Origin of the sequence: Streptomyces sp. NPDC091292 (genome assembly GCF_044757265.1) — a bacterium.
Taxonomy (GTDB): Bacteria; Actinomycetota; Actinomycetes; order Streptomycetales; family Streptomycetaceae; genus Streptomyces.
In genome coordinates this window covers 149,190-170,348 of the sequence record NZ_JBIVUQ010000006.1, presented here as the reverse complement: position 1 = coordinate 170,348, position 21,159 = coordinate 149,190, and the positions used below count along the sequence as shown (strand labels likewise).

Annotated in this window: 17 protein-coding genes; 9 read left to right on the top strand and 8 right to left on the bottom strand. The window is 71.9% G+C overall.

Annotation, left to right across the window (positions count from 1 at the left end; translation table 11 throughout):
- Positions 1-133 precede the first annotated feature (133 nt).
- Positions 134-2,992: a family 78 glycoside hydrolase catalytic domain gene (locus tag ACIQNU_RS19220; RefSeq protein ID WP_401367534.1), complete on the top strand. Its 2,859-nt coding sequence runs from the start codon at positions 134-136 to the stop codon at positions 2,990-2,992.
- A gap of 89 nt (positions 2,993-3,081) precedes the next feature.
- Here ACIQNU_RS19220 and ACIQNU_RS19215 read toward each other — a convergent pair whose 3' ends face one another.
- The 4 genes from ACIQNU_RS19215 to ACIQNU_RS19200 form a co-directional block, all read right to left on the bottom strand.
- Positions 3,082-3,840 (bottom strand): SDR family NAD(P)-dependent oxidoreductase, encoded by a 759-nt coding sequence (locus ACIQNU_RS19215; RefSeq protein WP_401367532.1) that lies wholly within the window; start codon positions 3,838-3,840, stop codon positions 3,082-3,084.
- A 44-nt stretch (positions 3,841-3,884) separates the two neighbouring features.
- Positions 3,885-5,225 carry an MFS transporter gene (locus tag ACIQNU_RS19210; protein ID WP_401367530.1) on the bottom strand — a complete coding sequence of 447 codons (1,341 nt, stop codon included), beginning with the start codon at positions 5,223-5,225 and terminating at the stop codon, positions 3,885-3,887.
- An 87-nt stretch (positions 5,226-5,312) separates the two neighbouring features.
- Positions 5,313-5,897 (bottom strand): TetR/AcrR family transcriptional regulator, encoded by a 585-nt coding sequence (locus tag ACIQNU_RS19205; protein WP_401367527.1) that lies wholly within the window; start codon positions 5,895-5,897, stop codon positions 5,313-5,315.
- A 110-nt stretch (positions 5,898-6,007) separates the two neighbouring features.
- A complete protein-coding gene (locus tag ACIQNU_RS19200) occupies positions 6,008-7,051 on the bottom strand; it encodes an NAD(P)-dependent alcohol dehydrogenase (protein WP_401367525.1) in 1,044 nt (347 codons plus the stop codon).
- A 143-nt stretch (positions 7,052-7,194) separates the two neighbouring features.
- Here ACIQNU_RS19200 and ACIQNU_RS19195 point away from each other — a divergent pair, with 143 nt between their 5' ends.
- The 4 genes from ACIQNU_RS19195 (at position 7,195) to ACIQNU_RS19180 (ending at position 12,910) form a co-directional block, all read left to right on the top strand.
- Complete coding sequence (locus tag ACIQNU_RS19195) at positions 7,195-8,007, top strand: SDR family NAD(P)-dependent oxidoreductase (protein ID WP_401367522.1); 813 nt, start codon at positions 7,195-7,197, stop codon at positions 8,005-8,007.
- A 134-nt stretch (positions 8,008-8,141) separates the two neighbouring features.
- Complete coding sequence (locus ACIQNU_RS19190; protein WP_401367519.1) at positions 8,142-9,011, top strand: branched-chain amino acid ABC transporter permease; 870 nt, start codon at positions 8,142-8,144, stop codon at positions 9,009-9,011.
- Positions 9,012-9,021: 10 nt separating this feature from the next.
- Positions 9,022-11,523, top strand: coding sequence for an ATP-binding cassette domain-containing protein (locus ACIQNU_RS19185; protein WP_401367517.1), 2,502 nt, complete (start codon positions 9,022-9,024; stop codon positions 11,521-11,523).
- A 34-nt stretch (positions 11,524-11,557) separates the two neighbouring features.
- Positions 11,558-12,910: an FAD-binding protein gene (locus tag ACIQNU_RS19180; RefSeq protein ID WP_401367515.1), complete on the top strand. Its 1,353-nt coding sequence runs from the start codon at positions 11,558-11,560 to the stop codon at positions 12,908-12,910.
- Between the two features lie 106 nt (positions 12,911-13,016).
- Here ACIQNU_RS19180 and ACIQNU_RS19175 read toward each other — a convergent pair whose 3' ends face one another.
- Both ACIQNU_RS19175 and ACIQNU_RS19170 read right to left on the bottom strand, forming a co-directional pair.
- Positions 13,017-13,310 (bottom strand): hypothetical protein, encoded by a 294-nt coding sequence (locus tag ACIQNU_RS19175; protein WP_401367512.1) that lies wholly within the window; start codon positions 13,308-13,310, stop codon positions 13,017-13,019.
- 1 nt (position 13,311) lies between these two features.
- Entirely contained in the window at positions 13,312-13,806 is a 495-nt protein-coding gene (locus tag ACIQNU_RS19170; protein WP_401367509.1) for a flavin reductase family protein, read from the bottom strand.
- A gap of 220 nt (positions 13,807-14,026) precedes the next feature.
- Between ACIQNU_RS19170 and ACIQNU_RS19165 the strand changes: the two genes are divergently transcribed.
- From ACIQNU_RS19165 to ACIQNU_RS19150, 4 genes are all read left to right on the top strand, one after another.
- Complete coding sequence (locus tag ACIQNU_RS19165; RefSeq protein ID WP_401367506.1) at positions 14,027-14,464, top strand: nuclear transport factor 2 family protein; 438 nt, start codon at positions 14,027-14,029, stop codon at positions 14,462-14,464.
- Between the two features lie 83 nt (positions 14,465-14,547).
- On the top strand, positions 14,548-15,708 hold the full coding sequence (locus tag ACIQNU_RS19160; RefSeq protein WP_401367504.1) for an LLM class flavin-dependent oxidoreductase: 1,161 nt from the start codon (positions 14,548-14,550) through the stop codon (positions 15,706-15,708).
- Between the two features lie 24 nt (positions 15,709-15,732).
- On the top strand, positions 15,733-16,917 hold the full coding sequence (locus ACIQNU_RS19155; RefSeq protein ID WP_401367501.1) for an acyl-CoA dehydrogenase family protein: 1,185 nt from the start codon (positions 15,733-15,735) through the stop codon (positions 16,915-16,917).
- Positions 16,918-16,935: 18 nt separating this feature from the next.
- On the top strand, positions 16,936-18,942 hold the full coding sequence (locus ACIQNU_RS19150) for an FAD-dependent oxidoreductase (RefSeq protein WP_401367498.1): 2,007 nt from the start codon (positions 16,936-16,938) through the stop codon (positions 18,940-18,942).
- A gap of 10 nt (positions 18,943-18,952) precedes the next feature.
- On the opposite strand, the gene ACIQNU_RS19145 is transcribed toward ACIQNU_RS19150, so the two are convergent.
- Positions 18,953-19,732 (bottom strand): D-Ala-D-Ala carboxypeptidase family metallohydrolase, encoded by a 780-nt coding sequence (locus ACIQNU_RS19145; protein ID WP_401367495.1) that lies wholly within the window; start codon positions 19,730-19,732, stop codon positions 18,953-18,955.
- A 73-nt stretch (positions 19,733-19,805) separates the two neighbouring features.
- Positions 19,806-21,116 carry a GH25 family lysozyme gene (locus ACIQNU_RS19140; protein ID WP_401367493.1) on the bottom strand — a complete coding sequence of 437 codons (1,311 nt, stop codon included), beginning with the start codon at positions 21,114-21,116 and terminating at the stop codon, positions 19,806-19,808.
- Positions 21,117-21,159 lie beyond the last annotated feature (43 nt).

The following is a 21,159-nucleotide window of genomic DNA, read 5'->3' as shown; positions in this document are numbered from 1 at the left end:
TTTTCGGTGACATGGGCGTCGCCCTGTGTCCTGTGAAAGCGGGAAGCCGAACGTGAACCATCCCCCCACCCTCCCTCGCGAGACTTCACTCGTCGTCGCGGAACGGCGTCAAGTCGCCGATGCCGTAGTCACTTTGACGCTCCGTCACCCGGATGCCACGCCTCTCCCGCCGTGGCGGCCGGGTGCCCACATCGACCTGCTGCTCGACGGTGGAACGGTCCGCCACTACTCGCTGTGCGGCGACCTTCAGGACAGGTCGGCGTGGCGCATCGGCGTCCTGCGTGTCCCGGACAGCCGTGGTGGCTCGGCCCATGTGCACACCGAACTTCGCACCGGAACACGGGTGCGAGTGCGCGGGCCGCGCAACACCTTCCTGCTCCGGCCGGCCGGGCGCTACCTGTTCGTGGCGGGCGGCATCGGCATCACCCCCCTGCTGCCCATGGTCGCCGCCGCGCAGGCAGCGGCGGCGGAGTGGAGCCTGCTGTACGGCGGCCGGACCCGCTCCTCGATGGCCTTCCTGGACGAACTCGCCGCCTACGGAGATCAGGTGGCCGTCCGCCCGCAGGACCGGCACGGGCTGCTCGACCTCGACGGCCACCTCGGCGAGCCGGACGCCGACACCCTGATCTACGCCTGCGGCCCCGAGCCGCTGCTCACCGCCGTCGAGAACGCGACCCGTTCGTGGCCCTCGGGAGCACTCCGGGTCGAACGCTTCCAAGCCGGGAATCAGGCGCCCCCGACCGGAGCCGACGCCTTCGATGTGGTCCTCGCCCGCGCCGGGCTGACGGCACTCGCCGCGCCCGCCGCGGCCGGGGACACGGCCGTCAAGGTGAGCGGTGTGGCCGGGTATCACGTGGGCGGCACGATCAACATCGACACGGGCGACGGCGGCGGGCGGCTGGAGACGCGCGAGATCACGGCGATAGGCACCGCCGGGGCGGAGGGGACGGGCATCGCCTTCGCGGGGGCCCTGAAGAAGGCCCACGCGAGCGGCGCCACGGTCACCGGCTCGGGGAACCCGCTCGCCAGTACCGATCCCAGTGCCGGGGCCGCCGTGGCACCGCGCATGATCGCCCGCCTGGAGATCACCGACGCCGACGGTACGGTCCACTCCGTCGTCAGCGACCGTGCGTGGTCGACGGCGCTCGGCCCGACGACCACCACCAACTGGTTCTCGGGATCCGACTACGACGCACGCCGCGAACAGGACGGATGGACCTCGCCGGGGGCCGACCTCGGGCGGTCGGCCAGGCGCCGTGACGGTTCGCCCGTCGGATGGGTCGGTGCGGGAATCGCCCCGCCGCCCAACCTGACGACGGAACTCGTCTGGCGGGCGGGAGAACCGGTGAAGGTCATGGACCGGATCCGCCCCGTCGCCATCACCCAGCCCAAGCCGGGCGTCTGGGTCTTCGACTTCGGCCAGAACTTCGCCGGCTGGCCGGAACTCTCGGTCGACGGCACCGTACCGCCGGGCACGACGATCAAGCTCCTGCCCGCCGAGTCACTGGCCGCGGACGGCACCGTCGACCAGGCGTCCGTCATGGGCGGTGGCGGCAGCCGCGGAACCGATGTGTTCGCCGCGTACACCACGTACGGCGACCGGAAGGGCGAGACCTGGCACCCCAGGTTCCACTACTTCGGCATGCAATGGGTCCAGGTGACGGGTCTGCCGCCGGGCTACCGGCCCACCGCCGCCACGGTCACGGGCCTGCAACTCCACGCGGACACCCCCGTGGCAGGCAGCTTCCACACGTCCAACGAGCGGATCAACCGGATCCACCGCATGGCGCGGTACTCGATCATGAGCAACACGATGTCGACGTTCACGGACTGCCCGGGACGCGAGAAGCTGGCCTACCCCGCGGACTACCTCCAGCCCTTCGGCTCGCTGCACCGCCACTTCGGCTACGCCGCGTATCTGCGCACCATGCAACGCCACCTGGCGGAGGGGCAGTCCAAGGCCGGCGACAACATCGGCAATGTCGCCCTGAAGGCTCCCGTGTACGACTGGGGCTACACCGGCCGGTTCGGCGACGAGATCAACTGGGGCAACGGGATCGTCCTGACGCCCTGGTTCCTGTACGAGACGTACGGCGACACGCAGACGATGGCGCGCTACTACCCCCAGATGCAGGCGTTCATGGACTACATCAGGGTACGGAAGGCGGGTACCGGGGCCAACGCCTACCTCGTCGACGCCGCGCTCGCCGATTGGATCGTGGCCGACACCACCTCGGGCCGTATCACCGGCACTTGGGGCTACCACCAGATCGCCGACCGGATGGCGAGGATGGCCGCCGTACTCGGCCGCACGGCCGATGCGAGCGCGTACCGCGCCCTCGCCTCGCACATCAAGGACGCCTTCAACGACGCCTTCTACAACACCGCCCTGGGCCGCTACACGAGCCAGGGCAACCAGGGCACCACCGGTGCGACGCAGGCCGCCCAGGCACTCGCACTCGACGAGGGACTCGTCCCCGAGCGGGAGCGGCAGCGGGTCCTCGACGCGCTGGTCGAACTGGTCGAGGACTTCCGGCCGTTCGGAGGCGGACCGCACTTCAGCGGCGGCACGATCGGACTCGCCCCGACCGTACGCGCGCTGCTGGACGGTGGCCGCGACGACGTGCTGTGGAGAGTGCTCCGGTTCCACGGTGGTCTTGCGGGCATCCGGCAGGCGCGCGGCTCCGCCGGCTACCGCGAGCTGGTGATCGATCCACGCGTCGTCGGCGACCTCACCCAGGTCGAAGGGAGCTACCGCACTCCGTACGGCCACGTGACAGCGGAGTGGACGCTCAAGAAAGGTGTGTTCCGGCTGAAGGTCGACGTACCGCCGAACACCACGGCCGAGGTACGGCTGCCGAAGGGGAACCGTACCTCGCGGGAGGCGTCGGACGGCGCGGTCCTGCGGCGCGCCGAGGGAGACAGGGCCGTCTACGGCGTGCCCTCGGGGACGCACACCTTCACCGTGCGCGACGTGCGTGCCGCCTCGTAGCCGCTGACGCGGTGGCTTGTCGGCTGGTGACGGCAGGGGAGCGGCGGTGCGGGTGGCGCTGTGCGGGTGCGCGCCGCCGCTCCCTCACGTCAGGCCGACGCCCCGCTGTCGATCACCAGGTCCGTGCCGACGACCGCGCCGGCCGCGGGCGACGCGAGGTAGAGGACCGCCGCCGCCACTTCCTCGGCCTCCGCGATCCGGCCGAGCGGGTTCTCCGTCTTCACCCGCTCCGCACGGTCGGCCTCGGTCTCGCCGGGTCGCAGCGACATGGGGCCCGCGGCGGCACCCGGGCTGACCGCGTTGATACGGATGCCCTGGTGGATGTGGTCGAGGGCGGCGGCGCGGGTCAGTGCCGAGACCGCCGCCTTCGAGGTGCTGTAGGCGGCGATGCCCGGGATCCGGAGGTGGGCGCCCAGGTTGGAGGAGATGTTGACGATGGTGCCGCCGCCGTTCGCCTTCATGTGCGCGATCTCGTGCTTCATCGCCAGCCAGACACCGGTGACATTGGTCCGCAGCACCGCGTCCCAGTCCTCCTCGCTCACCTCGCCGACGGGCCCGGCTCCCCGGAGTATCCCGGCGTTGTTGACCGCGATGTCCAGTCCGCCGAAGCGGGTGACCGTTTCGCGTACGAGGCCCTGGAGACGGCCGGAGTCGGTGACATCGGTGGTGACGGCGGCGGCCGTACCGTGCGCGGCCTCGATCAGGCCGACCGTCTCGTCCAGCGTTGCCCGGGTGCGTCCGGCGGCGACCACGGACGCGCCCTCGGCGGCGAAGGCGAGCGCGATGGCACGGCCGAGGCCGGAGCCCGCACCGGTGACGAGGACGGACTTGCCGGTGAAGCGGTTCATGGCGATGACTCCTGTGAGTGAATGACTACTTGTGAGTGAGTGGACTACTTGGCGCGGTGGTTCAGGAAGGCGGCGACGGCCAGGGCGATGCCCGTAGCGGCGAGGGACCAGGCGTCGCGGCCGAGGGCGAGCACCACGGCGAACAGGACGGTCGGACCGGTCTCCATCGCCGTGTTCAGCACACCGCCCGCGAGCCCGGTCCGCTCCGGCGGCACCCCCTCGGTGGCGAGCACGGCGGCTCCCGCGAAGGACGCCCCGGTACCGGCCGCCAGCAACACCAGGCCCGGCAGGAGTCCGTACGCGTACGAGGTGTCCGCGTCGAGCCCGGTGAGTGCGAGGAGGGCGAGCCCGGATGCGGCCGTGCCGAGGCCGGTGGCGGTGACGGTCCGGGGTCCGTACCGGCCGACGAGCGGGCCCGCCGCGCGACCGGACGAGAGCAGCGCGACGGCGAACGGTACGAAGGCGGCCGAGGTGCGCAGGGCCGACCAGTCGCGCGCCTGTTGCAGGTGGAGCGAGAGGACCACGAAGGTCAGCGCGGTGCCGCAGGCGCTCAGGGCGATGGCGGTGAGGGCGAGGGCCCGCCGCCGGTCGCGCAGGAAGCGCGGCGGCAGCAGCGGATCGCGGGCGCGGCGCTCGGCGTACCCGAACGCGACCAGCAGCACGGCCCCGACCAGCAGCGGCACGAGGACGGCGGCCGACGACCAGGGGTGGGTGTCGGTGACGACGAGCCCGTAACTGGCCGAGGTGATCCCGACGGTGGCGAGCAGCGCACCCGGCAGGTCGAGCGTCCGGCCGGGTCGCGACACGGTGTCCGGCAGTAGCCGGGGCATCAGGGCGAGGGCCGAGAGCGCGACCGCGAGCGGCACGGCGAAGGTCCAACGCCACGACAGCAGCGCCGAGATGACACCGGAGAGCAGATTGCCCGCGGTCGCGCCGAGTATCGAAAGGCCGCCCCAGGTGACCATCGCCCTGCCGTACGCGGTGGGCGAGGGGAAGACGGCGCGCAGTACGGCCATGGCGGCCGGCGCGATGAGCGCCGCCCCCGCGCCCTGGGCCAGTCGCGCCGCGACCAGCGTCCCGATGTCGGGGGTGAGCGGCGCGGCGGCCGACGCGGCGGCGAAGAGGAGCAGGCCCGCGGTGAGCGCGCGCCGCCCGCCGTAACGGTCCGCGAGGCGTCCGCCGAAGAGCAGCAGCCCGGCGAAGGTCAGGCCGTAGGCGGCGCTGAGCAGGATCAGGTCGGCGCGGTCGAGGCCGAATTCGCGCCCGATGAGGGGGAGCGGTACGGCGAGTGCGGCCAGCGTGAAGATCAGGGTGCTCTGGACGGCGCCGAGGAGGACGAAGGCGTGGCGCCGGGTCGTCGTGGTGTCGACGCGGACGTCGTTCATGGCGGTCGGACCCCTCCCTATATTTGACCGATCGGTTCAATATGCGGGCAGCGGATAGCCCCCGCCGCCTTCGCCGGGTGTGCGTCGTCAGTCCAGCAGTGCCAGTGCCTGTTCGGCCGCGTCGCGCACCCGGGCCGGGTCGCCCGACGCCTTGCCGACGACGCGTACGCCCTGCATCACGACGAACAGCATGCGGGCGAGCGCGCGCGGATCACGGTCGTCGGGCAACTCGCCCTGGGCCTTGGCCCGTACGAGCGCCGCGTGCAGGGGGGTCTCGATGTGTTCCCAGCTGATCTCGACCCGGCGGGCCGCCGCCGGGTCGTGCGGGGCCAGTTCGGCCGCGGTGTTGGTGATGAAGCAGCCGTGCCGGCGGGACTCCGGCGCGGCGGACTCCGCCGCGAACCGGCGTACCAACGCCCGCACGGCGGGCAGTACGGGGCCCGGCTGGGACAGTTCGGCGATGAGGCGCGGATCGCGTGTCTCGCCGTACCGGTCCATCGCCTTCAGGTACAGCTCGTGCTTGTTGCCGAAGGTCGCGTAGATGCTGGCGCGGCCGATGCCGAGGTGATCGACGAGGTCCGCCATCGACGTCGCTTCGTAGCCGCGCCGCCAGAACAGCTCAAGGGCCGACTGGAGCGCGGCGTCCGGATCGAATTCCTTGGTCCTGGCCACGGGAGGACCCTAGACCTAACTGGAACGGTCGGTCAAATAGCGGTGGCGTCCCAGAAGGGGTGGCGTCCCAGAAGGGTGGTGCCCATACCCCCCTCGGTGTGCCGTGTCCGTCACTCCGGCACGAGCACCACCCGCCCCCGAACCTCCCCGCGCCGCAACCGGGCGAACGCCTCCGGTGCCTCGGACAAGGGGAATTGCTCCGTTTCGACATGGAGAGCGCCCGAGCGCGCCAGGGCGACGACTTCGGCGAGTTCGGGGCGGGTGCCCCAGAACGGCAGGGAGAGCCGGGCGCCCGGCGGGAGTGCGCCCGGCTTGCAGACCGTCAACCGGCCGCCGCCGCTGCCGACCAGCGCGAGTTCCCCGCCCGGCCGCAGGAGGGCGGCGGCGAGGTCGAGGGTCGCCCCGTTGCCGACGAAGTCGAGCACCGCGTCCACGCCGACGCCTCCGGTCCGCGTCCTGAGCACGTGTGCGGTGTCGTCCCGGACCGGCGTGGTGAAGTGGGCGCCCGACCGGTGTGCGAGGTCGAGGGCGTCCTCGCGGATGTCGACGGCGAGGACGCGGCCCGGGGTGGTCGCGCGCAGGATCTGGACGGCCAGGTGGCCGAGCCCGCCGACGCCGATGACGACGGCGGTGGAGGCCGGGTCGCCGAGCGTGTGCCGCAGCCCGGCGATGGCGTGGTACGAGGTCAGGCCCGCGTCGGACAGCGGTGCCGCCTGCTCGGCCGGCAGATCACCGATCGGCACCAGATGGCGGGCGGACGGGACGAGCACGTACTCCGCCATCCCGCCGTCCTGGCCGAGTCCGACCCCATGGCGGTCGAGGCCGCCGCGCCGGTCGCAGTAGTTGTCCCGTCCGGCGGCGCAGCGGGAGCACTCCCCGCAGCCCCATGGGCCGTAGATCACCACGCGGTCTCCCGGCGCCAACCCGCCTGCGTCGGGGCCGAGTTCCGCGACGTGCCCGGCGACCTCGTGGCCGAGGGTGAACGGCAGCCGGTAGGGGAGGGCGCCCGGGGTGCTGTCGACGACGTGCAGATCGGAGTGGCAGAGCCCGACGGCCTCCACCCGCACCAGCACCTCGACCCCATGCGGGGCGGGCCGTTCGACCTCGGTGAGGACCGGTCCCTGTCCCCAGGCGGTCAGCCGCATCGCTCGCATGGTCACCTTCCCGGGGCTTGTCAGTCTCTCGGCGGCACGATACCAAAGACGAATTCAGTTCAATGGCTGAGTCCCTGTCGACGCCGACCGAGTGCCGTGGGGTGGGCGGGGTGAGCGGGTGACTGGAAGGAAGGGTGGTCGGGATGAGTGACGCAGTGCAACTGGGGCCATTCCAGGGGCGGTTCCGGGATCGGGTGGCCATGGTGACGGGTGCCGGTTCGGGGATCGGGGCGGCGGTCGCCCGGCAACTGGCCGCCGAGGGGGTGCGGGCGGTGGTCCTGGCCGACGTCGACCGGGAGGCGGCCGGAGCCGTCGCCGAGGAGTTGCCCGGCGCCCGTGCGACGGCGCTGGATGTCGCGGACGCGGCGGCTGTCGACGGCGCGGTCGAGGACGTACTGCGGGAGTACGGGCGGCTCGACGTCATGGTGCACGCGGCCGGGGTGGACGACCCGCGGGCGAAGCAGTGGATCGCGGACGCGCTGTCGGCGGGCCGCCCGCCCGAGGTGACCGGCTGGCTCGACGACGCGGCCTGGGCCCGCGTGATGCGGGTCAATCTGGACGGGACCTTCCATGTGCTGCGCGCCTCGGTGCGGGCCATGCGTCCCCGCGCGTCGGGTGCGATCGTCGTGATCGGCTCCTCGTCCGCCTTCGACGCCCCCGTCGGCTATCCGCATTACGCGGCGTCCAAGGCCGGCGTACACGCCGTGAGCCAGGCCGTGGCCAAGGAGGTCGTGGCGGACGGGATCCGGGTGAACGTGGTCGCGCCGGGCCCGACCCGGACCGGGATGGCGGCCCGCACGCCCGAGGCGCTGCGCAGTGGATTCGCCGACCCCCGGGTGCGGCCGTACGCGACGGCCGACGAGATCGCGGACATCGCGCTGTTCTTGGCGAGCGACGCGGCGGCGAACCTGGTCGGGGCGGTGCTCCTCGCCAACGGGGGCCGGTTCACCACCTGATCGGATCAAGTCGTGCACGAGTCTTGCCCGCCCGGGATTCGGCACTTACGGTTCACGAATTGAGTTCAGTTTGTAGGAGCGGTGGGCTCGGGTGCGCAGGACGTGCGCGTGCTGGGCTCAAGGGAGAGGTCGACGTGGATCAGTTCCTGCTCGTCCTGGTGAGCGGGCTCGCCAGTGGCGCCGTGTACGGCCTGATGGGCCTCGGGCTGGTGATCATCTACAGGGCCACGGACGTGGTCAACTTCGCGCTCGCCAGCCTGGCGACCGTCGGCCTCTACGGGGCGCTGACGCTGTACGACAGCGGTGTCCCGCTGCCCCTGGTCCTCCTCGCCGCGATGGTCGTCACCGCGGCGACCGGCCTGATCGCCCGCGAGCTGGTGATCAGGCCGCTGGGGCAGGGGGATCTGCTCTCGGCGCTCGTCATGACGATGGGTATCTCGCTCATCGCCGAGAGCGTCATGAGCACCATCTGGGACGACCAACCACGGCTCTTCCCCAGCCTGGTGCAGGGATCCGTGTCCTTCGGCGGTTCCGCGATCCCGACGCAGAGCCTGCTGACCATCGCCGTCGCGGCCGTCGCGATGGCGCTCGTCGCCTACCTCTTCGGACGCACCACCATCGGCTCCGCGATGCGCGCCGTCGCCGAGTCCGCCGACACCGCGCAGATCCTCGGCATCGGCTCCCAGCGCATCGCCCGGATCGCCTGGGCGCTCGGACTCGGCCTCGCCGCGCTCGCCGCGTTCCTGTACGCACCGCGCGCCGGACTGGTGCCGACCGTCCTCGGCGCCCCGCTGTTCCGCGCCTTCGCCGGGATCTTCCTCGGCGGCCTGACCAGCATGTACGGGGCCGTCATCGGCGGTGTCACGGTCGGCGTCCTGGAGAACGTGGCCGCGAGCTACGTCTCGGCCGGCTACCGCGACACCTTCGTGTTCACGTTCACCATCCTCGTGCTGCTGATCCGCCCCCAGGGGCTGTTCGGCACGCGCACGTTCCAGCGGGTCTGAGGAGCGGTACATGTCCGTCGTCCAGCGTTCCCACCTGGCCAGAGCGGCGCTCGGTCCGCTTCTCGCCGCCGTGCTCATCACCGTGCTCAGCACGGGGGCCGTACCGCCGTACCAGGCGTACTCCGTCGGGCTCGCGGCCGTCTACACCGTCCTCGTCCTCTCGATGAACCTCCTCGCCGGATGGGCGGGCATCTGGTCCATCGCCCACCCCGCGTTCTTCGCCATGGGCGCCTACTTCGCGGCGTACGGCAGCACCCACGGCTGGTCCCTGGAGCTGGTCGTGCTCGGCGCGGCCGGGTGCGCCGCGGCGTTCGGCGCGTTCCTGGGAGGCATGGGCGCACGGTTCTCGATGCTGTACGTCGCCCTGCTCACCCTCGCGTTCACCATGGTGTCGCTGGAGGTGATGGGCCAGTGGACCAGCGTCACCGGCGGTGACCAGGGTGTCGCCATGGAGAAGCTGGACAGTGCACTCGGCCTCGGCACCCTCGCGAGCGCCGGGACGCAGGCCCAGTACATCGCCGTCGGCGTGGCCGGGGTGGCGCTCGCGCTGGCCGCCCTCGCCCGGCCCAGCGCCCTGCGGATGCGGCTCGTCGCCGCCAAGTCCCATCCGATGGCGGCCCGTTCGATCGGGATCGCGCCCGAGGCCCAGTCGGCGCTGGCCTTCGCGGTCAGCGCCGTGTTCGCCGCGATGGCCGGTGTGCTCCTCGCCCTGGTCGTCGGATTCGTCAGCCCGGACCGGTTCTCGCTGGCACTGTCCATCTCGCTGATCGCGGCGTGCGTACTCGGCGGCCCCGGCACCCTCACCGGCGCCGTGGTGGGCGGGGCGTATCTGACCTGGGCGCCCACGGCCGCCGAGGGCGTGGGTCTGCCGCAGCCGATCCTCCAGGGCATCGTGCTCATCGCGGCGCTGCTGTTCCTGCCGGGCGGCGTGGTGCCGGCCCTCGCCCGGCTGGCCCACCGCCTGCGGCGGCGGCCCGCGACGCCCCCCGCCGCCCTCGTGGACCACTCCGACGACCCCCCGCAGCCCGCCCCGCCCCCTGCTCCCACCGCCCCTGAAGTGCTCGTACTTGACGACACGACGGTCACCTTCGGCGGCCTCAAAGCGCTGGAGGGTGCCTCGCTCTCCGTACGGACCGGCGAGACCCTGGCGATCATCGGGCCCAACGGCGCGGGCAAGACGACCCTGCTCAACGTCCTGTCCGGCCTCGCCGGCGGCGGACGCGTGACGGGCAGCGCCGTCTACCGGGGCAAGGCCCTGCTGAAGACCCGCGCCACCGCCCGCCGCAGGCTCGGCATCGGGCGCACCTTCCAGCACGCCGAGACCTTCTCAGAGCTGACCGTCCTGGAGAACGTCCTCTGCACGCGCCGCCGCATCACCGCGCGCGACCGGGCCAGAGCCACCGGACTGCTGGACGAGATCGGCCTCGCGCAGGTCGCGGACCGGTACCCCGACGAGCTGTCGTTCGGCCTGCACAAGCGGCTCGACCTCGCCAGGGCGCTCGCCGAGGAGCCCGAACTGCTCATCCTGGACGAGCCGTTCGGCGGCCTCGACGCCGCCGAACGCACCCTGCTGGCGCGGCAGATCGTGCGACAGCAGCGGCGCGGGACCACCGTCGTGATCATCGACCACGTCCTCGACGACCTGTTCGCGGTCGCCCACCGCGTGGTCGCCTTCGACTTCGGCCGGCCCATCGGTGAGGGCGAGCCCGGCAAGGTCCTGGACGACCCCCGGGTGCGCTCCTCCTACCTCGGCGAAGGCGGCGCCCGCGGCGAACTTCCGCTCCGGGACGGCACCGAGCGGGCCGCGGTACGGCTCCACGGCGTGGATCACGCGTACGGCGGGGTGACCGCTCTGCGGGGCGTCGACCTCGCCATCCCGCGCGGCAGTGTCGTCGGAGTGGTCGGGGCCAACGGAGCCGGCAAGAGCACCCTCGGCCGGATCCTGCACGGCTCACTCGCGCCCACCGGCGGCCGGCGCGCGGCGGACGACGGGCTGCGCACCGCGCTCGTGCCCGAGGGCCGTGCCCTGTTCAAGACGCTCTCGCTACGGGAGAACCTGGAGGTCGCCGCGTACGCCGCGGGCGTCAAGGGAGCCGCGCTGCGGGAACGGCTCGCGGAGACCGCCGAATGGCTGCCCCCGCGCCTGCGCGAGCGGATGGGCGCACCCGTGGCCGGGCTCTCCGGCGGCGAACAGCAGATCCTCGCGGTCGCACGGGCCCTGATGGCGGGACCCGACCTCCTGATCGTCGACGAACCGGCGCTCGGCCTGTCCCCGGCGATGGTCGACGAGGTGTACGCACGCCTCGGGAAGCTCGCCCACGACGGCATCACGGTCGTCCTCCTCGAACAGTCGCTCGGCCGCGCCGCGTCCGCCTGCCACGAGGTCGTCGTCCTGCACGACGGCTCCATCGCCGTCAGCGGCGGACCCGCCGACCCGACGTTCCTCGCCCGCGCCGAACAGGCCTACTTCGACGGCCAGGACGACGCTCCCGTCGCGGTCGCACAGGGCTGAAGTCTCCCGTCACCGTCCCGGAGGAGAGAACCGTATGAGCAGCGCTGAAGGTGTGGATCTGCTGGTCGTGGGTGCGGGCATGGCGGGGCTGACCGCCGCCGCCCGCGCCGTACGCGACGGCCTGTCCGTGGTGGTCGCCGAAATCGGCGCCGAAGTCGGAGGCTCCGCGCGCTTCGCCGGGTACGCCTGGACCGCACCGAGCCACGAGGTCATGGACCGGCACAACCCACGGGGAGACCTCGCGCTCAGGCGCGCCCTCGTGGACCGGTTCGCCGACGGCATCGCCTGGATCCGCTCCCTCGGCGTGGAGGCCAAGGACGCCCAGCGCATCCTCAGCTTCGGCCAAGGGCACCAGTTCGACACCCACCACTACGTCGACACCTGCCGGCACCTCGTCCTTCAGGGCGGTGGCGAACTGCTGCTCGAAACCGAGACCGAACGGCTGCTCGTCGAGGACGGCGCCGTTGTCGGGGCGGAGGTGCGGACGGCCGACGGCGCACACCGGCGGATACGGGCCCGTACGACGCTCGTCGCGACCGGCGGATTCCAGGGCGACCCCGCCCTGCGCGCCGCACACGTGCACCCGCACGCCGACCGGATGGAGCTGCGCTCCAACCCCCACAGCCGTGGCGGCGGCTACCGTCTGGCCACCGAGGCCGGCGCGGCCACCGGCGGTGCCGACGCGGGCTTCTACGGCCACCTCGTCCCCAGCGGCATCCCCTTCGCCGACCCGGCCGACTTCGTCGACATGTCGCTCTACTACAGCGAGCACGCCCTCCTCTTCAACCTGCGCGGAGAGCGCTTCGCCGACGAGACCCTGGGCGATCACCTCACCACCATGGCGCTCCTGGAACAGCCGGAGAGCCGCGGCCTCCTCATCGCCGACGCGCGGGTGTTCCGTGACTGGATCGTCGGCTCGTACGTCGAGGGCGCGGTCGCGGTCGACAAGTTCGCCCTGGCGAGCAGGCGAGGGGGGCGCGTGGGGCTCGCCGAAGACCTTGACGAACTCGCCTTCCTGCCCGAGGAGTGGGGATACCGGGGCGAGACGATCCGCGACGCCGTCGAGCTGTTCAACGCCCAGGCGTCACTGGGGACGGAGCTTTCGCCCGGCCGTGAGCTGGACCGCCTCCCGCTGGACGAACCCCCGTACTACGTCATCGAGACGGCACCGGCCATCACCTTCCCGTTCCACGGCGTGCTCATCGACGACCGGGCGCGCGTCCTGCGCGCGGACGGCCGCCCCCTCGACGGACTCCTCGCCGCCGGATCGGACACCGGCGGCCTGTGGCACCGCGCCTACGCGGGCGGTCTCGCCTCGGCCCTGGTCTTCGGCCTGACGGCGGCGGACACCGCCATCGCCCGGGAACGGGGCGTCAGCGAGGCGTAGTTGTCGGAGGGTGCCCCCACCTCCCTGGGGCACCCTCGCGGACTCCCTGGGGCACCCCGGCGGAACCCTGGAGGTAGACGCTCCACGAGCGCCATGGGGCGGGACTTCAGGCCGGACCCGGATCCGGTCCGACGATGTGCGCCTGGACATGACCGTCCGTCAGCCACCCGGACGACTCCGCGAACGCGAACATCGCCTCCAGCGCCGTCGGCCACTCCGGGGTCCCGGGGCCGGAGCCACGTATCCAGTCGCACCGTACGAAGGCCACCCCGTCGGCGAGCCGGCCGAACTGCCCGGCTCGCTCGGCGAGGGCTTCGTGGCTGTCGGCTACCACGCTGAAGCGGGTCAGGTCGTCGGTCTCCGCCAGGAGGACGACGGGGTGGCGTGCGTCGACGTACATGTCAGCTCTTCGCGAGGGACCGGAAGGTGCTGGCATGGAAGACCACTGGGGGGACCGTGGCGTGCGGGGAGAGCCGGTCTACTTCGAGCAGCGCGATCGTATGGTCGCCGGCCGGGATCTCCTCGGTGATCCGGCACTCCAGCCAGAGCGCCGCCCCGAGGACGAACACGGAACCCCGCGGCTCGGCCACCCAGTCCACGGACGCGAACCGGTCGGGTGACCTGGCCGCCAGCGCGCGCGCCACCGGGCCCTGGTCCTCGGCGAGCACGCTCACCCCCAGATGCGAGGCCTGCCGCAGCACCGGCCAGGTGGTCGAGGTGCGGGCGACACACACCGACACCAGCGGCGGCCGGAGCGAGACCGAGGTGAACGAGCTGGCCGCGATACCGGCCGGCCGGGCGTCCACCAGGCCGCAGACGGCGGTGACTCCGGACGGGAACCGCCCGTAGGCACCCCGGAGCACGTCGGTGGTGAGGTCCCCGTTGTCGACGAACATGGCCACGGCGCTCCTTGTGTCCCGATCAGTCGGCCGGACAGCAGAACCGGCCCTTCTATCGAACTCAATTCACTTTGGTTAGCGTACTCAGGGCGCCCCCGGATGTGGAAGAGTCATGCACCGTCTGACCGTCCCAGGTTTGCCTTACGCGACCATTGACCCTCGGGTTCCGAGCGCCTAGCTTCTCTGTGAATCGAACCAAACTCAGTTAGGTAGCCGTATGGAAGACGAAGCGCTGCGGCAGGCGAACATGGCCATCGCCGCGAGATATCTCCAAGCGATCAACGACTGGGACTTCGACACCAAGCGCGAGCTGCTGGCGCCCGATGTCGTCTTCGAGATGCGGTGGGCGCCGGCCGGGTTCCCGCGCCGGATCGACGGAGTGGAGGCCGTCATGGAGTTCCTCGCTCCGCTGCCGGAGTCCATCGTCACCGAGGGTCTGTACGACATCCGCGTCGACACTCTGCACTCCGACCCCGGCGAGGTCGTCACCTTCTACAAGAGCGACATGGAGATGGTGCGGCCGGTCGAGTACAAGAACGAGTACGTCACCCGCTTCACCGTCCGGGACGGCAGGATCGTCCGCTTCGTGGAGCACTTCGACCCGATCCCGCTGGTCCTCGCCTTCGGCGGCAGCGTGACACAGCCCTCGCTCTGACGCACACACCTGTGGTCGCACATTCCCCGTGCCCCACACCCCCGCAGTCCACGTACGGCTCCCCGGCGAGAGGCTGATCGACCATGTCCACATCGCACCACCCGACCGACTTCGGCGTCTTCATGGCGCCCTTCCACAAGATCGGTGTCAGCCCGACCGTCCTCTTCGAGCGGGACCTCGCCATCATCGAGATGGCCGACCGGCTCGGATTCCAGGAGGCATGGCTGGGCGAGCATCACTCCGGAGGGCATGAACCGATCGGCTCCCCGGAGCTGATGCTCGCCGCCGTCGCGCGCACCACCCGCACCATCAAGCTGGGCACCGCGGTGAACTCGCTGCCGTACCACAACCCTTTCCTGCTCGCCGAGCGGCTGGTGACGCTCGACCACCTCACCCATGGCCGCGCGATGATGGGCTTCGGCCCCGGGCAACTGCTCTCGGACGCCCACATGCTCGGCATCGACCCGGCCACCCAGCGCGACCGCATGCTCGAAGCGGCCGACGTCATCATGCGGCTCCTGCGCGGAGAGACCGTCACCGAGACGACCGACTGGTACGACCTGCATGACGCGAAGCTGCAACTGCGCCCCTACACCGTCCCCGAACTGGACGTGGTCGTCGCCGCGGTCACCTCGCCGTCGGGACCGGTGACCTCCGGTCGGCTCGGCGTGGGCATGATCAACCTGTCCGCGAGTTCACCGGCCGCCTTCGAGGCGCTCCGTACGCACTGGGGCATCGCGGAGAAGGAGGCGGCGGCACACGGCAGGACCGTCGACCGCAGGAAGTGGCGCCTCTCCGCGATCACCCATATCGCCGAGACCGAGGAACAGGCCCGCCAGGACTGCACCTACGGCTTCGAGGAGATCTGGAACTATCTCGCCCACATCTCACCGCTGCCCGCATCCGACAAGCCGGACGTCGAGGGCATGATCGACGACGCCATCGCGTCCGGGGCGATCCTGATCGGGACGCCCGACACGGCCGTCGAGCTGATCCGGAAGCTGGCCGACCAGACCGGTGGCTTCGGCAGCTTCGTGATGACGCTCACCGACTTCACCACCTTCGACCGGCAGAAGCGCGCGGTCGAACTCTGGGCCGAATACGTCATCCCCGAATTCCGGGGCCAGTTGCGGCCCATCCGCGAACACAACGCCTGGGTCCGCGACAACGAATGGAAGACGCGGACCATGGCGGCCATCACCGCCGCCTCCGAGAAGTACCACCAGCAGACCACGCCCCGCTGACCCTCGCGCCCACGATGGAGACCCATGCACCGCCCACACCCCGACATCGACCCGCAACTGCTGTCCGAGACCGACGAGCAGGGGCAACTGCGCGCCGTCCTGCGGGATTTCTGCGCCGAAGCGAGTGGTCCCGATGATGTCCGACAACATCTGGCCACTCCCCGTGGACACGACGAGGTGCTGTGGGCGCGGCTGGCGGGTGAGATCGGTGTCCACGGGCTTGCCGTCCCCGAGGAGTACGGCGGGTCGGGCTTCACCTTCCTCGAACTCGCCGTCGCCCTGGAGGAGTTCGGGCGCGCGCTGTACTGCGCACCGCTGCTGCCCACGGTCGTCCTCGCCGCGCACGCCCTGCTGTACGGCGAGGACCGGGAGGCGGCCGAGCGGTATCTGCCGCGGATCGCGGACGGCACCCTCACCGCGACCGTGGCCGGCTTCGGGACCGGTGATCTCGACGCCTTCGACGCCTCTGCGTCCGGCTCCGGTGAATCCGGCGTCGTCGCCGAGCAGGTGGGCGCGCGCTGGGTCCTGCGCGGCCGGGCCGACTTCGTGCTCGACGGGGCCGGGGCCGAACTGATCCTGGTACGGGCCCAAGTCCCCGGCGGCACAGGGCTGTTCGCCTGTGAGCCGACCCCGGACACCTGCCGCCGGACACCTCGCCGCGTGTTGGACGAGACCCGCCGCCAGGCACTCGTGGAGTTCCACGGGGCGACCGCCACCGCCGTGGGTGTGCCCGAGCGGACCGACGCCGTCGTCGCGGCGACGCTCGACGTTGGGCGGGCCGCTCTCGCCGCCGAGCAGGTGGGCGGCAGCGGTCGCGTGCTGGACGACACCGTCGCGTTCGTCTCCCAGCGCCACCAGTTCGGGCGGCCCATCGGCTCCTTCCAGGCCGTCAAACACCGGCTCGCCGATGTCCTCGTCGCACGGGAGGCGGCCCGCTCGGCGTCCGCGTACGCGAGTGCGTGCGTGGCCGTGGCGTCGCCCGAGCTGCCGGTGGCCGCGAGCGCCGCCGCCGTGGTGTGCTCCGAGACCTTCCTCCTCGCGGCGGCCGAACATGTCCAACTCCACGGCGGGATCGGCTTCACGTGGGAACACCCGGCACACCTGTATCTGCGCCGGGCGCGCAGCAGCGAGGTGCTGTTCGGCACGGCCGACCGGCACCGCGACCGGCTCGCCGCGCTCATCGGCCTCACCCCGCACGCCGCCGCCTGAGAAGGCAGGGAACCCACCATGACGCCAAGCACCCGATCGGACCGTACGGATCTCGCCCTCGCCGCGCCCTTCACGCTCGGCGGTCTCACCCTCCGCAACCGCCTCGTCGTGACGGCCCATGCCACCGCCGCCGTCACGGACGGCGCCCCGACAGAGGCCGACGCGGCCTACTGGCGACGGCTCGCCCGGGGCGGCGTCGGCATGGTGGTCACCGGCGGCACCGCCGTCGCCCCCGAGTCGACGCTGCCGCACCGCTATCTGACCGAGGCATGGCGGCCCGGGATCGAGGACGCCGTACGCCGCCGCGCCGAGGCCGTGACTGGCGCGGGCGCCGTGGCCATCGCCCAACTCGTCCACCTCGGCCGGGAGACCCTGGGCGCCGGCACCTACTACCCGCCGGTGTCGTCGTCGGCGGTGCGCTCACCCCGTGAGGCGACCGCACCCCACCCGCTGAGCGGCGACGACGTACGCGGAGTCGTCGACGCCTTCCGTATTTCGGCGGCGAACAGCGTGCGGGCCGGGTTCCACGGCGTCGAGTTGCACGCGGCCCATGGCTATCTGCTCGCCCAGTTCCTCTCCCGCGCGAACAACACCCGCGACGACGCGTACGGCGACCGGCTTGCCCTGCTCACCGAGGTGATCGACGCCATCCGCACCGAGATCGGTGAACTCCCCATCGGCGTACGGGTGTCGGTGGAGGCCGGCGAGGACTCCGGGCTCGGTCTGGACGACCTGGTCGAGCTGCTTCCGCGCCTGTGTGCCGCCTCGCCCGTCGCGTACGTGAACGTCACCACCGGAGTCCGCAACACCTATGTACCCGGGATGGCGACCACGCGTCCGCCCCTGCTGGAGTCCGTGGCCCGGCTGCGGGCGGCGGTCCCGGCGCCGTTGATCGTCAGCCAGGGGTTCCGGTCGGTGGCCGACATCGAGCGCGCGCTCGGCGCCGGGGCCGACCTGGTCGGCATGGCGCGGCCGTTCATCGCCGACCCGGACTTCGCCCGCAAGGTCGTCGCGGGCGACGAGCGCGCGGTGCGCCCCTGCACGGGCTGCAACGACGGCTGCCGGACCTTCGAACCCACCGGTTCCTGCTCGGTCAACCCCGAACTCGGCCCGCCGGGAGCGGAACTCCGTCCGGCGGTTGCGCTGTCCATCACGCGGACGGGGACCCGTTCAGGCACCCGAACAGGCACCGGCCTCAGGATCGGCGCCCGGCCCGGCCCCGTCGCCGTCATCGGCGCGGGCCCCGCAGGCATGGAGTGCGCGATGGCCCTCGCCCGCACCGGAGGTGACGTCGTCGTCTTCGACAGGGCCCGGGAGACCGGCGGCCAGGCGCGCCTCGCGGGCCGCGCCGCACACCGCTCCGGCTGGCAGCGGTTCGTCGACTACCAGCGCGACCAGCTCGCCGTCCTCGGCGTACGCGTACTTCTGGAGACGGCTCCGACAACGGAGGAGCTGGCCGCGTACGCCCACATCGTGCTCGCCACCGGAGCCGAGGAGGCGGCCGTCCCCGTACCGGGCGTGCTGCGGACCCTCACCAGCACGGACTTCCTGCATCAGTACGCGGATCTCATGCCTCGGGCGCCCCGAGTCGTCGTCCTGGACGACGGCTTCGGCTGGTGGCAGGGCATCGGCGCGGTCGAGAGCGCGCTGGCGGCCGGTGCCCGCGAGGTCACCCTCGTCACCCCCGGCACGGGCTTCGCGACGGGTCTCTCGCCGGAGAACCGGACCCAGTTGACGCACCGCCTCCTGGGCGCGCTCCTGCGCGTGCTCGTGCTGAGCACCGTCACCGCCACCACCCCCGACGGAGTCGTCCTGCGCGATGTCATGGACGGCCGCGAGACACGTATCCCCGCCGACTGCCTGGTCACCGTCGGCGAACGCCGCCCGCGCCGACCGGACTTCATCCCGGCGGCCCACCAGACCACCCTCGCGATCGGCGACAGCGTCGTACCGCGCCGCATCGCCCACGCCGTGGCGGAAGGCCGCGCGGCGGCGACCGAAGTCGCCGCCGCCGGGGCCCGGTGAAGCCCGGCCGTCACACCGTGCCGCTCTCCCACCACCAGGAGCCGGATCCGTAGGAGGGGTACTGGACCCGGCTGTCGCAGTGCTGCCAGGAGTGGGTGTACGCCTCAAGACCGGAGAATCCGCAGGTCTCGGCGATCCGGTACACCTGGAGGGTGGTGTGCCCCGAGACCACGATGTCACCGGCGACACCGTAGACATGCATGCTGTTGGACGCGCCGCCCGATGCCGCGTTGTGGGCGATGCTGCGGAAGCCGGAGTTGACGGTGATCGCGCTGTTGCCGGCCTTCTTGCGCACCGCCTCCAGCTTGTACATCAGCCGGCGGACGTTCTCCTTGACCTCCGCCGAACCCACCTTGCCGCCACCGAAACCGGCTCCGTCCTTGGAGTGGAACTCGGTCCAGTCGAAGTGCGCCGTCGAACCGTCCGCGCTCTCCAGGCTGTTGAGCAGGCTGTGCGTCTGCGGTCCCGCGACACCGTCCGCCGACAGTCCGTACGCCGCCTGGAACCGCCGGACAGCGCCGTCGGTCGCCGGGCCGAACGAACCGTCCCAGCCGATGAACACGCGCTGGGCGCTCGGGGCGGCCCAGCCCCCGACGCGGATCTGCAACTCGGTCACGTCCGCCCCGGACATGCCCTGCTGGAGGGTGCGGGACCAGCCGTAGGCCGAGGCCGGGCCTGCGGTGGTCAGGTTGAGCGCGGTCGCGGCGCCGGCCGCGGCGGCCAGCCCGGTCACACCCCGGAGCAGCGCGCGGCGGTCCATGCCACGCCCGGAGTTCTCTGCTGTGCTCATGCTTCCTCCTCGAACTTCGCTGGACGGCCGTGCCGAGGGCGACCCCGTCAGGCCCGGTGTGCGGCCCGATCGCTCAGGCGACCAGTGCCTGCCAGGTGTTGGCACCGACGACGCCGTCCACGGCGAGGCGGTGGGCGGACTGGAAGGAGCGGACCGCGGTGTCGCTGGCGGGGCCGAAGGAGCCGTCCACGGTGAGCGCGGAGCCGTGCGCGTTGAGCTGACTCTGCACCGCCTTGACCGCATGGCCGGTGGAGCCCTGCCGTACCGTCACGATCAGCGCCTGCCAGGTCGCCGGTCCCACCACGCCGTCCGCGGCCAGGCCCGACGCGGACTGGAAGGAGCGGACCGCGGTGTCGCTGGCGGGGCCGAAGGAGCCGTCGACCGTGAGCGCGGAGCCGTGCGCGTTGAGCAGGTACTGCACGGTCTTGACGCGCTCGCCCGTGGAGCCCTGCCGTACGGTGGGCCAGCCGGTCGTCGGCGGCGGCGAGTAACTGCCGCGCGCGAAGGCCACCAGGTCGTCATACGTGCCGTTGAAGGTGTTCTGGTCGCCGGGGAAGGTGCCGGAGTCGGCGTACTGCCAGATCGTCTGGCTGGACCAGCCGGCCGGAAGAGCCCCCGGAGCACTGGAGTAGCGCGCGACCCACAGCGGGTTGGTCGCGCCGAAGCTGCTGTTGCTGCCGGTGCAGGTGTTCCACCAGTCGGTGGTGGTGTAGATCGTGGGATAGCGCCCGACCTTGGCGCGGACCTGGTCGCTGAAGGCCCGGATCCAGGACACCATCGCGCTCTGGCTCAGCCCGTAGCAGGAGGCCCCGTAGGGGTTGTACTCGATGTCCAGCGCGGGCGGCAGTGTCTTGCCGTCGGCGGACCAGCCGCCACCGTGGCTGACGAACCAGTCGGCCTGGGCCGCGCCGCCGGAGTTGTTGGGCAGCGCGAAATGGTAGGCGCCACGGATCAGCCCGACGCCCGCCGAGCCGTTGTACTGCTGCGAGAAGGAGGGGCTGGTGTACGTGGTCCCCTCGGTGGCCTTGACGTACGCGAACGCGGCGCCCTTGCTCTTGACGCTCGCCCAGTCCACCGTCCCCTGATGGGAGCTGACGTCGAGTCCGGCCGGGCCGGTACTGGGCGCGGCGGCGAGCATGACCTCGCGCGGCGCGCTTCCGCTCCGGCGCGCCAGCCCGGATCCGGCGTAGTCGTCCTCCGGATGGGTAACGGGTGTGGGGTGCGCACTCTCCCGCGCGGTCTCCCGTGGGGTCTTCGCGGAGGCGGTGCCGGGCAGGGCGAACAGCAAGGACAGGACGACGGCGACCAGCGCCGTCATCGTGCCGAGCCGGCGGACCGGACCCGTGGCGGGTAGGAGTCGTGCGGTGATGGTGCCTGAGGACATGTGCCTTCCCCGGATCGCGCGGTGGGCAGTGACCAGACCGTCA

Excerpts from the sequence above, each read along its gene's own strand:
- ACIQNU_RS19160 (WP_401367504.1), top strand. The coding sequence starts at position 14,548 with ATGTCCACATCGCACCACCCGACCGACTTCGGCGTCTTCATGGCGCCC.
- ACIQNU_RS19145 (WP_401367495.1), bottom strand. The coding sequence starts at position 19,732 with ATGAGCACAGCAGAGAACTCCGGGCGTGGCATGGACCGCCGCGCGCTG.
- ACIQNU_RS19200 (WP_401367525.1), bottom strand. The coding sequence starts at position 7,051 with ATGCGAGCGATGCGGCTGACCGCCTGGGGACAGGGACCGGTCCTCACC.
- ACIQNU_RS19165 (WP_401367506.1), top strand. The coding sequence starts at position 14,027 with ATGGAAGACGAAGCGCTGCGGCAGGCGAACATGGCCATCGCCGCGAGA.
- ACIQNU_RS19170 (WP_401367509.1), bottom strand. The coding sequence starts at position 13,806 with ATGTTCGTCGACAACGGGGACCTCACCACCGACGTGCTCCGGGGTGCC.
- ACIQNU_RS19195 (WP_401367522.1), top strand. The coding sequence starts at position 7,195 with ATGAGTGACGCAGTGCAACTGGGGCCATTCCAGGGGCGGTTCCGGGAT.
- ACIQNU_RS19155 (WP_401367501.1), top strand. The coding sequence starts at position 15,733 with ATGCACCGCCCACACCCCGACATCGACCCGCAACTGCTGTCCGAGACC.
- ACIQNU_RS19215 (WP_401367532.1), bottom strand. The coding sequence starts at position 3,840 with ATGAACCGCTTCACCGGCAAGTCCGTCCTCGTCACCGGTGCGGGCTCC.
- ACIQNU_RS19180 (WP_401367515.1), top strand. The coding sequence starts at position 11,558 with ATGAGCAGCGCTGAAGGTGTGGATCTGCTGGTCGTGGGTGCGGGCATG.
- ACIQNU_RS19210 (WP_401367530.1), bottom strand. The coding sequence starts at position 5,225 with ATGAACGACGTCCGCGTCGACACCACGACGACCCGGCGCCACGCCTTC.
- ACIQNU_RS19150 (WP_401367498.1), top strand. The coding sequence starts at position 16,936 with ATGACGCCAAGCACCCGATCGGACCGTACGGATCTCGCCCTCGCCGCG.
- ACIQNU_RS19185 (WP_401367517.1), top strand. The coding sequence starts at position 9,022 with ATGTCCGTCGTCCAGCGTTCCCACCTGGCCAGAGCGGCGCTCGGTCCG.
- ACIQNU_RS19175 (WP_401367512.1), bottom strand. The coding sequence starts at position 13,310 with ATGTACGTCGACGCACGCCACCCCGTCGTCCTCCTGGCGGAGACCGAC.
- ACIQNU_RS19140 (WP_401367493.1), bottom strand. The coding sequence starts at position 21,116 with ATGTCCTCAGGCACCATCACCGCACGACTCCTACCCGCCACGGGTCCG.